Origin of the sequence: cyanobacterium endosymbiont of Epithemia clementina EcSB (assembly GCF_029919255.1) — a bacterium.
GTDB lineage: Bacteria > Cyanobacteriota > Cyanobacteriia > Cyanobacteriales > Microcystaceae > Rippkaea.
On the sequence record NZ_CP123991.1, the window covers coordinates 1,784,049 to 1,799,448 of the forward strand.

General features: G+C 36.5%; 8 protein-coding genes. 5 read left to right on the forward strand and 3 right to left on the reverse strand.

Going from position 1 to position 15,400, the window contains the following annotated elements; translation table 11 throughout:
* Positions 1-91 precede the first annotated feature (91 nt).
* Positions 92-925, reverse strand: a complete 834-nt coding sequence (locus P3F56_RS05865; protein ID WP_281151988.1) for a carbohydrate ABC transporter permease — start codon at positions 923-925, stop codon at positions 92-94.
* Positions 926-1,180: 255 nt separating this feature from the next.
* On the opposite strand from P3F56_RS05865, the gene uvrC reads away from it, so the two are divergent.
* Together uvrC and P3F56_RS05875 are read left to right on the forward strand one after the other, a co-directional pair.
* Entirely contained in the window at positions 1,181-3,040 is a 1,860-nt protein-coding gene (gene uvrC, locus P3F56_RS05870) for an excinuclease ABC subunit UvrC (protein WP_405054739.1), read from the forward strand.
* A gap of 543 nt (positions 3,041-3,583) precedes the next feature.
* Positions 3,584-4,222 carry a M23 family metallopeptidase gene (locus P3F56_RS05875; protein ID WP_281151990.1) on the forward strand — a complete coding sequence of 213 codons (639 nt, stop codon included), beginning with the start codon at positions 3,584-3,586 and terminating at the stop codon, positions 4,220-4,222.
* A gap of 500 nt (positions 4,223-4,722) precedes the next feature.
* Here P3F56_RS05875 and P3F56_RS05880 read toward each other — a convergent pair whose 3' ends face one another.
* Complete coding sequence (locus tag P3F56_RS05880) at positions 4,723-5,412, reverse strand: M15 family metallopeptidase (protein ID WP_281153739.1); 690 nt, start codon at positions 5,410-5,412, stop codon at positions 4,723-4,725.
* A 942-nt stretch (positions 5,413-6,354) separates the two neighbouring features.
* Between P3F56_RS05880 and P3F56_RS05885 the strand changes: the two genes are divergently transcribed.
* Together P3F56_RS05885 and thiO are read left to right on the forward strand one after the other, a co-directional pair.
* Positions 6,355-7,734, forward strand: a complete 1,380-nt coding sequence (locus P3F56_RS05885; protein ID WP_281151991.1) for an IctB family putative bicarbonate transporter — start codon at positions 6,355-6,357, stop codon at positions 7,732-7,734.
* Between the two features lie 1,541 nt (positions 7,735-9,275).
* The gene (gene thiO / locus P3F56_RS05890; protein ID WP_281151992.1) at positions 9,276-11,312 is read left to right on the forward strand and encodes a glycine oxidase ThiO; all 2,037 of its coding nucleotides are present in this window, start codon (positions 9,276-9,278) and stop codon (positions 11,310-11,312) included.
* Positions 11,313-12,489: 1,177 nt separating this feature from the next.
* Here thiO and hemJ read toward each other — a convergent pair.
* Positions 12,490-13,056, reverse strand: a complete 567-nt coding sequence (gene hemJ / locus P3F56_RS05895; RefSeq protein ID WP_281151993.1) for a protoporphyrinogen oxidase HemJ — start codon at positions 13,054-13,056, stop codon at positions 12,490-12,492.
* A gap of 358 nt (positions 13,057-13,414) precedes the next feature.
* Between hemJ and shc the strand changes: the two genes are divergently transcribed.
* Complete coding sequence (shc, locus tag P3F56_RS05900) at positions 13,415-15,346, forward strand: squalene--hopene cyclase (protein ID WP_281151994.1); 1,932 nt, start codon at positions 13,415-13,417, stop codon at positions 15,344-15,346.
* The last annotated feature ends 54 nt before the right edge of the window (positions 15,347-15,400 follow it).

Consider the following 15,400-nt stretch of genomic DNA (forward strand, 5'->3'; position numbering starts at 1 on the left):
ATCATAATCTTGACTAGCTTGGCGTCTATGACATAGAAAATAAATACCGGAAACTAGGAATGATACGTGTATCACAGATTGCCTTATTTTATCATCCTTTAACCCCACTTCCTACATCAGTGGGAATGATGTATTTTTGCAAAAATACAAATAATAATAAGGCTGGGGCAATAGAAATGATTGAACCGGCTGCAATTAACCGCCAGTCGAGATCTAAAGCACTAGCTAACTTAGCAACGCCTAGAGGAAGAGTATAATGTTCAGGGCGATCAAGAATAATTAACGGCCATAAAAAGTCACTCCAAGCCCCAATAAAGACAAAAATAGCCAGAGTAACTAAAGCTGGACGTACCGAGGGAATCATAATATGCCACCAAATGTCCAATTCTGAACAACCATCAATACGGGCGGCTTCTTCTAATTCTTTGGGGACTCCTTGGAATGCTTGACGTAACAGAAAAATCCCAAATGCTGAGGCTAAATTGGGAAAAATAATTCCGAGATAAGTGTTGCGGAGTCCTAATTGTACCGTCAAGATATACAAAGGAATCATCACAATTTGGAAGGGAATCATAATGGTGGCCACAATAACTGCGAATAAAAGATCCCGTCCTCGAAAATTTAGTCTGGCGAGGGGATAAGCAGCCAGAGAACAAAATAATAGGTTTAAGCTGACGGTTAAAATCGCAACCACGGTACTGTTAAATAAATAGCGTCCAAAAGGGTAAGTTTGCCAAACTGATAGAAAATTATCCCAGGTAGGGTTTTGGGGGAGCAATTGCCAGGAAACGGTAAAAATATCTTCTGCAGGAGACTTGAATGCAGTACTCAATAACCAGAAGAGAGGAAAAAGCATTCCTAGGGCGATGAGAGTTAAAAGTAAGTAGCGAATACCAGTTTTATTTAGAGATTTACAATTTACCATTGATGGAAAATTAACGAGTTTAAGTGGGCGTTGGACTTTTTTAGAAATTAGTATCAGACTATATGAGCAATATTTTAGCTAAAATATTGTATTAGAATTTAGGTTTGTAGTCAGTCCTTTAGAGTTGAAGTGGTAACTGCGAACTTAATATATAAACTAAGATATTTGGTTCTACAACTTAAATGACAAGACTATATTTTTGCTTTTTATTATAAATATTTTACTTTTTTATCAAACTTTTTTCAGAAAAAAGGAGTGCTCATATTGTCCACAGTTGTACCGTTACTATTAAATAGTGATACCTTAGAAACTCGTCTGAAGGAACTTCCTTCTGAACCAGGGATCTATCTAATGCGTAATGAAGAGGGAGATATTCTTTATATTGGAAAGTCAAAAAAACTGCGATCACGGGTTCGTTCCTATTTCCAACAATCACAATCCCACAGTCCTCGCATTGCTTTGATGCTTCAACAAGTCACTGATATTGAGTTTATTGTCACTGATACAGAAGCTGAAGCATTAGCCTTAGAAGCAAACCTGATTAAACAACATCAACCCTATTTCAATGTTCTCCTTAAAGATGATAAGAAATATCCCTACGTTTGCATTACTTGGTCGGAAGAGTATCCCCGGATTTTTATTACCCGTAAACGACGATTAGAAAAGGCACGTGATCGCTATTATGGTCCTTATGTAGACACTCATTTGTTACGATACACCGTACGTTTAGTTAAACAAGTTTTTCCCTTACGTCAGCGCCCCAAGCCTCTTTTTAAAGATCGTCCTTGTCTTAACTATGAACTTGGAAAATGTCCAGGGGTTTGTCAAGGATTAATTTCTACTGAAGATTATAAAAAAATTGTAGAAAAGATAGCGATGATTTTTCAGGGGAGAACGGCAGAATTAATAGCAACTCTTAAACACCAAATGGAAAAAGAAGTAGTTAAATTAAACTTCGAAAAAGCTGCTACTATTAGAGATCAACTTAAAGCAATAAATACGTTAACAGTAGATCAAAAAGTTTCGTTACCTGATGATACTGTTTCACGAGATGCTATTGCTTTAGCCAGCGATGCCAAACATTGTTGTATTCAATTATTCCAAATTCGTTCTGGTCGTTTAGTGGGACGGTTAGGTTTTTTTACAGATACTGATTCAGGAATTCCTGGAGCAATTTTGCAACGGGTTGTCGAAGAACATTACTGGCAAGCGGATGGGGTAGAAATTCCTACTGAAATTATTGTTCAATATAAGTTGCCAGAAATGGAAATTTTAGAAAAATGGCTAAGTGAACGCAAGGGGAAAAAAGTATCTATTACTGTTCCTAAACGGCAATTAAAAGCTCAATTAATTGATATGGTAGAACGAAATGCAAACTATGAGTTAGAACGGACTCAACGAACAGTAGAACAAAATCTAACGGCAATGGAAGATCTCACACAAGTGTTAGGTTTACCAGAGTTACCACGACGTATTGAAGGGTATGATATTTCCCATATTCAAGGGTCAAATGCAGTTGCTTCTAAAGTCGTTTTTATTGATGGAATTCCTGCTAAACAACATTATCGGCATTTTAAAATTAAAAATCCTACGGTAAAAATTGGTCATTCTGATGATTTTGCTAGTATGGCTGAAGTTATTAGTCGCCGCTTTCGTAATTATCAATCTGATAGTGAAGATCGTCCCAATATAATTATGATTGATGGTGGAAAAGGTCAACTTTCAGCCGTCGTAGCTGTGTTAGAAGAATTAAACCTAATGAAAGAATTTCAGGTAGTAAGTTTAGCTAAACAAAAAGAAGAAATTTTTCTTCCTAAGGAGTCTAACCCATTAATAACTAACTCGGAACAACCTGGAGTTCTCTTATTAAGAAGAGTACGGGATGAAGCTCACCGTTTTGCTGTTAATTTTCATCGTCAACAAAGACTTAAAAAAAGTCAACGATCACGATTAGATGAAATTACAGGGTTAGGATTTGAACGTCAAAAACATCTGTTAGCCTATTTTTATTCTATTGATTATATTCGGGAAGCTTCTATAGAAGACTTACAACAAGTTCCTGGTATTGGGAAAGCTTTAGCTAAGGAAATCTATAATTATTTTCATCCCCATTAACTTTACTTTTTATACACTGAGCCGTCCCAACTAAATAAATGCCACAAGCCATAGACATCAAAATTTTCTCACCAACAGAGTTCTCCTATGCCTAAAAAGGAGACTATTCTAAATAGGTAAGCATAAAAAACGTTTTATGATTCTCGTGCCTTGCGGGTTTTTCAGAATTTTTATATTGAGAGATAGAATGATTGTTTAGTAAAAATTTAACCAGTGATTTTATTCTTCAATAACTCATTCTCTCACGGAAAATGGAGTTAAAGACTATACACAAGCATCAACAATCATTGCCGCATTCAGGGAAAATTGAAAAGGAGAACAATCACTCAACATTAGTTTTTAGTTTTAGCTTGTGATACAAATTTTTTAAAAATTAGTTGGTTTTGACAAAACCCATTAAAGTCCTACACAATCATTAACAATGACTCAGGATGATTTTCAATCAACTACTATGATTAATGACCAAATTAACAATAAAAACAATTATCATGCAAAGATGATACAACAATGACAATCTGAGTAACATAGAGTGTGAGTAGTGACATGATCAAGATCGTCCAGTTTGTTAGGCGAAAGCTCAAGGTCTTCCGTTCCAGACGATCTTGGCTCATTTCGTTGGCCTTAATGGGGTTTATAACCTGTTTAGGTTTTGAATGGTTAGGACAGTCTCCACTACAAGCACAATATGTTCCAACAGTTACTTCTAGAAATATTTGGCAATATGCCTCATTTCCAGTAGAAAACTTTCAAACATATACCTCTGGATATGGTTATCGTACATCTCCAGTTACTGGAGAAACTCAGTTTCATCGAGGGTTAGATATGGCTGCCCCCTTGGGTAGTTATGTTCGAAATTGGTGGGTAGGTCGAGTGATAAGTTTATCCGACCATACTGCTTGTGGAACGATGATTAAAATTCAATCAGGACAGTGGCAACATATTTACTGCCATTTGATGGGATCAGTAGAAGACACTCCTCAAGGACGTTATTTGATAGATCGGGATGGGGGAATTATTATTTGGCAAGGTCAAGAAATTCCAGCAGGGGTAAGAATTGGTCGTGTTGGGATGACTGGCCGAACTACTGGCTCTCATTTACATTGGGAATTAAAATATGAAGATCAATATATTAACCCTGGGTTAGTAATTAAGGAGATGTTCCGCTATCAAGTATCTTCTTGAAGTTTACAGTAATAGTTAGGGTTTATTTATAATCACAAACCGGCAAACTGCTAATGAAAATATACCCACTGCCAACTGCCTTGTTCTTGTGTATTCTAAATTAGAATTTTAGTTAAGTTACTGTTATGGGTGTTTGACTCATGGTTTTTATGTTTTTAAAATAGATACTAAATACTAACTTACCGACTTATTTAGATATTTATTACGAAGAAAAACTTAGTCTATGGCTCTAAAAAATTGTGCAGTAGCTATCATAACAACTTAAAACAATGTCTACATAATATAGCTTAAACTTTCTTGAGATTCTTTAAAAATTTTCTTGAATTTATTTTATTTAAAAAATCAATGTGCTAATTCGCTCTTTTGAGCATCTAATAGTTATTTCAGTATCAATTTATATATCTGTGTAATATCTTTATTTAAGTAAATTTAATTCACTATTTGTTTTTCAAGATTTAAGTTAGGATATACTCAAAATTGTAGGAGACCTAATTTTTATCTTATATGATTCTACCATAACGAGCTATAGACTCTCCTTTTTGCCAAGCCCAAATTTGATCGCCTAAAGAAAAATGCCACCATTCTTTAGGATGACGACAAAATCCGGCTTGAGTCATAATTTTATTTAAAATTTCTCGTCGCTGATGATAGGTTCTTTCTATTTTAGAACTACTATTTATATAAAAATTAGGGTGTGAGCGCCCTGAAAGTTCATCAATTTCTCCTCCCATATTGAGAGAATTTCCTTGATTATCAACTAAGGTAATATCAATAGCAGCCCCAGTACTATGGGGAGGAGGAGTCGCATGATCATCACTGGGAATTGCCCAAATTTGATATACTTTTTCCCAGATGGCTTGTTGTTCCTGAATAGTTAAGTTTTCTAGAATTAACTTTTGTTCTTTAATAACTAGATTAAAGGTATAATCAACCATAAATTGTTGTACTTGTACAGGTCGATAGGCATCAAAAATTTGTATGTTCCATCCTGGATATTCTTGATGTAAATAAGTTTGAGCATTTAATAAAGCATCCAGAACCCCTTTACGTAAATAATAGGGAGATTTTCCTTGATAAATTGCTCCTAGTTTTTCATAGGGATGGGGTAATTCTATAGAAAATTTTTCGAGGGGGATAGTAACTAAAGGTTCCCCACAATCTTGTATAGAAATGCTATGATAATACTTAATGTTCACGGATTTACTCTTGGTAAGGGGTAAAACATAGACGAAGACAAAGAAAGTTTAGAATAAAACACAATAACTTCACTGTACAATCTAGTCAAATACTATCGCAAATATAGAATTATTGCTATCATTCAGAATGACAGCTTCTAGTCTATTTGAGATACTTAACTCAGTAGTTTCTTATCTTATCAAGTAGCTCCTGTAGATGTGTATATCGAATCACCCCTTAGATATATACATTTACAGGAGCTACTTGATATTTTTCTATTATCACTTATAATGCTATCAATAAATAGTTTTATTTTAATAAAATAAAAACTATTTATTTTATTATTAAAGTAATATGTTCCATTTAATCTTTGGTTAGTCCTTGATATAATTAGGTGATTTATTTACAGGTGTGACAAAATTACTTATCATAGGTTATTGATTAGAACTTAACCCTTACTCTATCTTTTTCTGATGGAAATAATTCAGTTAGCAGTTCTACCTGAATTTTTAAAAAGATCGGTAATTATAAATGAACTTATTCAGAAGTAATTTTTTAGTTCCTTTTTTACTAATTTTAATTTTTAGTTAAAGCAGCTTAAACATTAAATTAACATGGCGTTCTATAAGTAGATCTAATGCTTCTTTCATCCTCAGAAAATATTGTGGAGATAGGAAGTCATAAAGCGTGATTAAATCATAAAAGAATCTATCATCGTCTTCATTATTTACAAGAAACCAGGTGACTTTTATCGGACATAAATTACTATACGATAACATTTGAAAATTTACATTATACTGATTTTGTCTCTAATAACCTATAGTTGGTTTTATTTAAACTAAATTAAACAGTTAGTTAATTATATTTGATTTATACTTAACCCTTAAGAGAGTTGACGATCATCAACTCTATCTTCAATAACTAATAAAAAATCTCCAATTACTGGTTAGTATCTTATGAATTCTGTTTGGAATCAATTTACTCTCTCCTGTTTCTCTCCATATCAGTGGCTTAGTGGTAGTTATTTATATCGTATTGTCGGTTTGTTAAGTCAATGGCGACAGGGAAGTTTGCTCTTGAAATGGGGAGAACCTCTCGGTGCATTATTGATTAGTATTGTCTTTATTTTTGGACCCTTTATTACCACCAGTCTAATTGGGGTTTGGTTAATGGCTTTAGCTGGGTATTGGGGAATACTAACTATATCTGATAAAGGACCTCCAGGAGTTACTCCTATTCATTTAATGGTGATTTTGTATTGGGCAATTGCTACTATTGCAGTAGCATTCTCTCCAGTCAAAACAATTGCATTATCAGGACTAATTAAGTTAAGTTTATACCTTCTCTTTTTTGTAATATGTGCGCGAATTCTACGCTCACCTCGTCTTACTAACTGGCTAATTACTATTGTTTTATTAATTGGCTTAGTCGTCAGTTCCTATGGAGTGAGACAAAATTTTTTTGGAGTTGAACAGTTAGCCACTTGGAATGATCCGACCTCTGAATTAGCCCAAGCAACTCGCGTTTATAGTTATTTAGGTAATCCTAATTTACTTTGTGCCTATTTATTTCCGGCAATCGCCCTGAGTATTGGGGCAGTTTTTGTTTGGCGAGGTTGGTTACCGAAAACTCTAGCGGTCACCATGGTTTTGACTAATTCTGCTTGTCTATATTTTACAGGCAGCAGGGGCGGATGGATTGGCATGATAGCCTTGTTAGTCGTCTTTATGTTATTGCTTTTCTTGTGGTTTTGGGAGCTTATACCTAATTTCTGGCGTAAGTGGCTATTAACTCTAGTATTAGGAGGATTTACAGGATTTATTCTGGTTGCGGTGATGACGGTAGAACCTTTACGGTTACGAGTTATGAGTATTTTCGCTGGACGTGAAGATAGTAGTAATAATTTTCGTATGAACGTTTGGATGGGAGTGATCGATATGATCCGAGATTATCCCCTCACTGGTATTGGTCCGGGAAATGGGGCTTTTAATATTGTTTATCCTCGTTATATGAGTCCTAAATATAGTGCTTTGAGTGCTTATTCTATCTTCCTGGAAACTGCAGTAGAAATGGGATTAATTGGCTTAGGAATTTTTCTTTGGTTAATTGTGGTTACTCTTAATCAAGGGGTTCAACAAATGCAACGGTTACGTTTTAAACATAACACCCAAGGCTTTTGGTTAATAGCGGCGGTCGCTGCTATGGCTGGTATTTTAGCTCAAGGATTAGTCGATACAGTTTGGTATCGTCCTCAAGTTAATACCTTGTGGTGGTTTGTCGTGGCTTTGATTGCTAGTCAGTATCAATTTCAAACAAAAGAACAAGCAATAAAATAATTCAAGAGAAGTTACTTTATCGCCGTCTGTCCAGTGAACACCATCTATAGGACACTTACTACTATTGAACAAGTTTTTTAAAACTCGCAAACAATTATGCTGGCTTGGCTAGAGACTTCGTAGATAGCCAAGTCAGCATAATTGTTTTTTGTCAACACTCTTATAAATTCGGTATTTCATGTTTGTTATTAGCAAAAATAAATTCTAGAATAAATTTATAAATACGTTCTAAGAACCATTAAAAGTATCAACTCTGCTTTTTATGTCAACACTCCTCATACAGACGAAGAGCGGGGGGGTTAACCTTGGTAAGCAAAGTTTTTCGACCCAGTGACACTTATTAAAATGTCATATTCAGAGTTAGACAAATAGAAGAAGTGCTTTTCGATCTATGAAAGCTAATAGTTCTCAACAAGAAATCTCTCTACTTCTAAACTATTTCGTTCCGGGCGTGATTCGATGACTCTTATATTCTATAACTACTATTGCTCATTCATATGTGTCTTTCAAAATTTTACGAGTTAATCTATCTTTTTTTCTCCTTTGCCATTCGTTCTCGATGCCGTTCAATTTTAGGGAATAAGAATATAACTATTTTTTATGAGTCTGCTTAACTCTTTTTCGCTCTCTTCTTTCAGATCAGCTACAAGTTACAGCTGACCTGAGATTAATGCACTATTTGTCTAGATTATCAAAATATTTTTCCTACAGCTTCGCGGAGCATTCCATAATCTTATTAATCCAAATTTGTTCCATCGATGAATTGTTGTACAAACTGTTTTTAAATAGATGGCAGTATTCTCCATTTACTGCTCAATGGCTCACAAGTTCACTACACTAGCTCTATCATTTTGTTCTTCGAGGAGCTTTTTTAACTTGACTTGGATGAAGTAAAATTCTTCCCTACCCTGACTTTATAAATACTCTTAAAGAAGAAGACGACATCAACCAATCAAAGTTTTTATGATTAAATCTGTCAGAATATTATGATATTTGTTTGTGGTGATTGTTTTTAACGCTGTATTGGTATTTCAGTATAGTGCTACTTGTTTATGCCTAACTACTTAGGAAAAATAATTTCATTCAACCCTTCTAGAAATGAAAAGAGTAATCACCCTTCTGTCATCAGAAAATGGGGGTATGAGCTCCGTCGTAGAAATATAACCTTATATTAAAATATAAAATGGTTGATCGACTCACCCGAGACGATAAATTTGGATAGCCTTTAGAGCCGAGTTCAGTTAAACGGCGGACCAGACAAATAAATAGATCGGGAAAAGAGGATAGACAAATGAGTATAAGCATCTCTGGAATCAAAAAATACAGGAACTCTCCCATTAGAGATTTCAACACATAAAAACTGCAGTGCTTGCGAGGATAGTCTGTGGAGCGAACATCAGTCCATCTCCTCGCGGGTAGAGGCAGTTGTATCGAAGCAGAAACCTAATCCGTGAGGCTTAAGAATCACAGTCATCTTACTGTAAGTTAGGATTTCAAACTCTATAATTAAGTAAAGAAGGGGTGAAATTACGGAATAACACATGAACCCAACCAACAACATTCTTATTATTGGCGGTGGCATTATTGGCTTGTCCATCGCTGTTGATCTTAAACTAAAAGGCGCGTCTGTCACCCTCCTCAACCGCAATTTTTCCCAAACGGCAAGCCAAGCAGCTGCGGGAATGTTGGCCCCCCATGCAGAAGCCATAACTCCAGGCCCTTTTTTAAATTTATGTATTAAGTCTCGCTGGCTATACCCTGAATGGGTTCGCAAAATTCAAGATCTTACTGGACTCGATCTAGGATACAATCCTTGCGGTATCATGGCTCCTGTCTATGAGTTACCCTCCGAGGATTTGCACAATACCGCTAGCGCCCAGTGGTTAGACAAAACTGCCATTCGTTTCCATCAACCAGGGTTAGGAAATGATGTCGTTGGAGGATGGTGGTATCCTGAAGATGGTCAAGTAGACAACTGCAAAGTGATGGAAGCTCTGGGCAAAGCAGCCCAGCAATTAGGCATTAACATCCGCAATGGAGTGACTGTTCAAACTATTCAACAAAAACAAGGCAAGGTGACTAGTGTTTTAACGACTGAGGGAGAAATTAAAGCGGAAATTTATGTACTCGCTAGTGGATCTTGGTCCAGTCAAATTCTTCCCTTGCCTGTACGTCCAGTAAAGGGACAAATGTTGTCTGTCACCATGCCCCGACAACCCAAAGAACCCTTTTCTTTACAACGGGTGTTATATGGTCCAGCTACCTACCTTGTCCCCCGACGTAATGGTCGTTTAATTATTGGCGCAACCTCTGAAGAAGTAGGTTGGACTCCCCAAAATACCCCTCAAGGTATTGAAACTTTACTAACTAGGGCGATCCGACTTTATCCTGAATTAGCTAATTGGCCAATTCAGGAATTTTGGTGGGGCTACCGCCCGGGAACTCCGGATGAATTGCCCATTTTAGGTAAAAGTTCTTGTGATAATCTCATTTTAGCCACAGGGCATTGTCGTAATGGTATTTTACTAGCTCCTATAACCGCCTCCTTAATTAGTAATTTGATTATTAACCAGAAGTCTGACCCTATTCTCGATGCTTTTCGAAGCGATCGTTTCTACAGTCGACCTACTCCTACTCCTACTCCTACTCCTACTCCTACTCCTACTCCTACTCCGTTAAGTATGACAGCTTTTAATCCAATTTCTCCAACTCCCCTCAATGGAACTAACGGCTCATTATCCTATCGCGAACTTTCTTCCCCTACCCACGATGACTTGATGATTGCCGGACGCAACTTTCACTCACGTTTAATGACAGGAACAGGGAAATATCCTAACATTGCAAGTATGCAAAACAGTGTGGCTGCTAGTGGTTGCCAAATTGTGACTGTCGCTGTTAGACGGGTACAAACTAAAGCTCCTGGACATGAAGGGTTGGCCGAAGCCTTAGACTGGAGCAAAACCTGGATGTTGCCCAATACTGCAGGGTGTAAAACAGCTCAAGAAGCTGTCCGAGTGGCTAGGTTAGGACGAGAAATGGCGAAATTATTGGGACAAGAAGATAATAACTTTGTCAAGCTAGAAGTCATCCCAGATACTAAATATTTACTACCTGATCCCATCGGGACTTTGCAAGCAGCTGAAATCTTAGTCAAAGAAGGGTTTGCAGTACTTCCCTATATTAACGCCGATCCTCTATTAGCAAAACGTCTTGAAGAGATAGGATGTGCTACGGTAATGCCCTTAGGTTCTCCCATTGGTTCGGGTCAGGGTATTCGCAACGAAGCTAACATCACTATTATTATCCAAGAAGCAAAAGTCCCCGTAGTAGTCGATGCTGGGATAAGAACCCCCAGTGAAGCAGCAAAAGCGATGGAATTAGGAGCTGATGCAGTGTTAATTAATAGTGCGATTGCCTTGGCTAAAAATCCCGTGGAGATGGCAAAGGCAATGGGGATGGCAACTGAGGCTGGACGTTTAGCTTATTTAGGAGGTCGTATTCCTGTTAAAGAATATGCTAGTGCTAGTTCTCCTTTGACAGGAACCATCGATAGCCAAAAGTTATCACTAACTAGGTGATACGTCTGCGCGACGAGTCGCGCAGACGTATCCCATCGAGATACCTCCACAGTAAGCACGGCCGACTATCCATCGGCTGTAAATACATCGTTTTTAAACCACCAGAGAAACTTTTTTACTCACTTTAAGCTTTTTAACGTTATTAATTGTGTAGCTGGCTTAACGTAGGGACGCATATCTCTACTGACTAGAGCAGTGGTTTTTTTTTCTTTGTATTTCCTAGCCTGTTTTCATGTATCAATTAGACTTATTCTATTCCAGCTTTTCTAGCTTCGTTGTCAAGTCCTTAGTGTACTGTCATCCCGATGCTAAAACATTGCGGTGGTTGTTCTCCTACAGTTCGATACTTTCTACTCGTTTATAGCGCGAGGCCTCCCGTTTAGAAGCTAATAGAACAAAAAGTTTAGTTTTCATGATGGATGATTCTGATTTTTCTAAAAGACTAAAATCTAGACAAATGCAACATAAATTTTATAAACCGTGAACCCCCGGGGGTTCACGGTTTATAAAACAGTATAAATTTTTACTATTTTAGTCCTTATCTTTTTGATAGACAATATAGTTATTTTTTAAACTTTATACTTCGGACGCAGAAGTTTTCTTGAAAGAAAAAGTTTTTAACAAACAAATGAAAGACACGATAACAAATTATATTGTCGAACAAGTAATTTTAATAAAAACGTAATTGTTACTTTATATAAACACACGGTTGTTATTCTCAACATCTAAGTTAAAGTGCGACAATATTAACGCTTATATGAAATCGTAATTGCCAATAATCAAGAATAGGATTATCGTTGAAAAATAGTAGTATCTAATGAGTTTAACCAATGTATGTACTCCTAGTAATTCATACAAATTAGTTAAATAATAACTAAAGTTAACACCACACCAATTTTACAATTACTTTTTTTAAACCCTTTTTACATCTTCTAATTGATTTAGATGTTAGTTACAAGCAACTTATCTAAAAAGATTCTAAACTATCAAAGCTAACCATATCTTTCTCGAAACAAAGCATTTTTATATTTACTATAATTGATATTTTATGGAGGTTTAAAAAATCAGAACAACTAATAATATAGATGAAAAGTAAAAGATTTTTAGGCACTAGTTTGTAATAGAGTGTTTACTGATTTCTAACAACCTAAAAACTTTCTATTCTTATTATTTAGATTTATTTTTTTCTCGGACCTTCTATTTTTTCTTGATTAAGACGACGTTTTTTGGCATAAAATTGAATTGAAGCAGTTGTTGCAATAATAAGAGTGAAAACTAAAAAAGTAGTTAGGTCTAAGGGTAAATTTTTTTTAAAAACTGCTAGTAAAACAATTATGACCAATAATATGGTTGGAGCTTCATTGAAAGCGCGAAACTGTTGACCTGTCCATTGACATTTTTCCTTTTCCAACTGTTTCATAATCCAGCCACAAAAAAAATGATAAGCTAAAAGCAGGGCGACAAAAGCTAACTTAATATGTAACCATCTTAATTTTAAAATTTCAGGGTTTGTAAAAATCAAACCAATAGCCATAGTCACTGTCACGATCATTCCTGGTGTGGTGATGATCTTATAGAGACGTTTCTCCATAATTTCGTATTGAGTTTTAAGGATCGTTTGAGCAGGTTCAGGTTGTTGAGAAGCCTCCGCATGATAGACAAACAAACGGACTAAATAAAATAACCCTGCAAACCAAACCACAATACCAATAAGATGAAAGGCTTTGAACCAGAAATACATCATAATACTTGTTGACAATGATATAAATTGAAACTAATTATTAATTGTGAGTGTATCGAATTCTCTGAGAGGTTTCTCAAAATACTCAACAAAAATTTATCGAAGATCTTAGATAACTTTTGAGACAATCTGTCTTCTTAGTACAAGATACTTGGTTTTCCAATATCTCAAAGGCAAAATCTGTTTCTGATACCAGATCTACTTTTGCAAGGAGCGGAGCAAATCATTGCCTATTTCCCATCAGGTAGACTCTGCAAGTAGACTGTATTTAGTTGACTTTAGACAAAACCTATAGTGACTTAAGACGATCTTGAACTAGCTATAATCTAGAGGGACAATCGAGGAGTGAAACGGAACATAGATGCAGATACAAGAGAGTGTGTCATCGGTCGAAATTAACCCCTTCAACCTTAGCCAGGCTATCATAGCCAGCCAAAACTATTTACTTTCCCTACAATATCCTGACGGGTATTGGTGGGGGGAACTTGAATCGAATATTACTCTAACAGCCGAAACTGTTCTACTTCATAAAATTTGGGGAACTGAAACAACTCTTCCCCTCCATAAAGTGGAAACCTATCTCCGTCGTCAACAAAATGAACAGGGAGGATGGGAACTTTTTTATGGTGACGGTGGAGAAATTAGTACTTCTGTTGAGGCTTATATGGCCTTGCGTTTGTTAGGAGTTTCTCAAGAAGATCCTGCATTAATTCGAGCTAAGGACTTTATTCTTAGCAAAGGGGGTATTAGTAAAACCAGAATTTTTACCAAGTTTCATTTAGCTTTAATAGGCTGTTATGACTGGCGAGGAATTCCTTCTATTCCTCCTTGGATTATATTATTTCCTAATAATTTTTTCTTCAATATTTATGAGATGTCTAGTTGGGCTAGAGAAAGTACAGTTCCTTTATTAATTGTCTTTGATGAAAAGCCTATTTTCCAGATTGAGCCAGCTTTTACGCTCAATGAGCTATATACCGAGGGGATTACAAATGTCAAATACATTTTGCCTAGTAATAAAAATTGGTCGGATATTTTTCTGATATTAGATAAAATATTTAAATGGAGTAGAAAAAATAATTTAGTTCCCTTTTATCAAAAAAGTATTCAAGCCTCAGAACAATGGATTTTAAAGCATCAACAAGAAAGCGGGGATTGGGGAGGAATTATGCCCCCGATGGTCAACTCATTAATTGCTTTTCGGGTACTCAATTATAATGTAGCAGATCCCTGTGTTCAAAGAGGATTTGAAGCCATTGAGCGTTTTTCCATTGAAGAGGAAGAAACCTATCGTGTCCAAGCTTGTGTGTCTCCTGTTTGGGATACGGGTTGGGCGTTAAGATCTTTAGTGGAATCAGGGTTAAAACCGGATCATCAAGCTTTAGTTAAAGCAAGTGAATGGCTACTCAATAAACAAGTACTTGACTATGGAGATTGGGCGATTAAAAATTCTCAAGGAAAACCGGGAGGCTGGTCTTTTGAATTTACAAACCGTTTCTATCCAGATATTGATGATTCTGGGGTAATAGTAATGGCTTTACATGGCATTAAAATGCCTGATGAAAATCGCAAACAAGCTGCTATTAATCGTTGTGTGGAATGGATGGCAACTATGCAATGTAAGTCTGGGGGTTGGGCAGCTTTTGATGTAGATAATGATAAAAATTGGATCAATGAGATTCCCTATGGAGATTTAAAAGCCATGATCGATCCCAATACGGCTGATATCACTGCCAGGGTGTTAGAAATGTTGGGGTCTTGTAGCTTGGAAATGGACGGTGATCGCGTTCAAAAAGCTTTAACTTATTTAGACAAGGAACAAGAAGCTGATGGTAGCTGGTTTGGACGATGGGGCGTAAATTATATCTATGGAACCAGTGGAGTATTATCTGCTTTAGCGGTCATTGCTGCGGATACCCATAAACCCCAGATGGAAAAAGCCGTTAACTGGCTAGTCAGTTGTCAGAATACTGATGGAGGATGGGGTGAAACCTGTTGGAGTTATAATGACCCTTCCCTCAAAGGAATAGGGGTTAGTACTGCCTCTCAGACCGCTTGGGCCTTAATTGGATTATTGGACACGGGGGAAGCATTAGGAGCCTTTGCCATCGATGCTATAAAACGGGGTATTAACTATTTACTAGCGAGCCAAACGGCTGAGGGAACCTGGGAGGAAGCGGAGTTCACTGGAACAGGGTTTCCGTGTCATTTCTATATCCGTTATCACCTTTACTGCCATTATTTTCCGTTAATGGCCTTGGGCCGTTATGATAACCTATCATCCCAAATGTAATCCTTAATGAGAATGAAGTGGCAAGATTAGGTGAGCGATTCTCACCTAATCACT

What these genes read in the sequence shown, in the direction of transcription:
- P3F56_RS05865 (WP_281151988.1), bottom strand. Translation starts at nt 925, where the DNA reads ATGGTAAATTGTAAATCTCTAAATAAAACTGGTATTCGCTACTTACTT.
- shc (WP_281151994.1), top strand. Translation starts at nt 13,415, where the DNA reads ATGCAGATACAAGAGAGTGTGTCATCGGTCGAAATTAACCCCTTCAAC.
- hemJ (WP_281151993.1), bottom strand. Translation starts at nt 13,056, where the DNA reads ATGATGTATTTCTGGTTCAAAGCCTTTCATCTTATTGGTATTGTGGTT.
- thiO (WP_281151992.1), top strand. Translation starts at nt 9,276, where the DNA reads ATGAACCCAACCAACAACATTCTTATTATTGGCGGTGGCATTATTGGC.
- P3F56_RS05875 (WP_281151990.1), top strand. Translation starts at nt 3,584, where the DNA reads ATGATCAAGATCGTCCAGTTTGTTAGGCGAAAGCTCAAGGTCTTCCGT.
- P3F56_RS05885 (WP_281151991.1), top strand. Translation starts at nt 6,355, where the DNA reads ATGAATTCTGTTTGGAATCAATTTACTCTCTCCTGTTTCTCTCCATAT.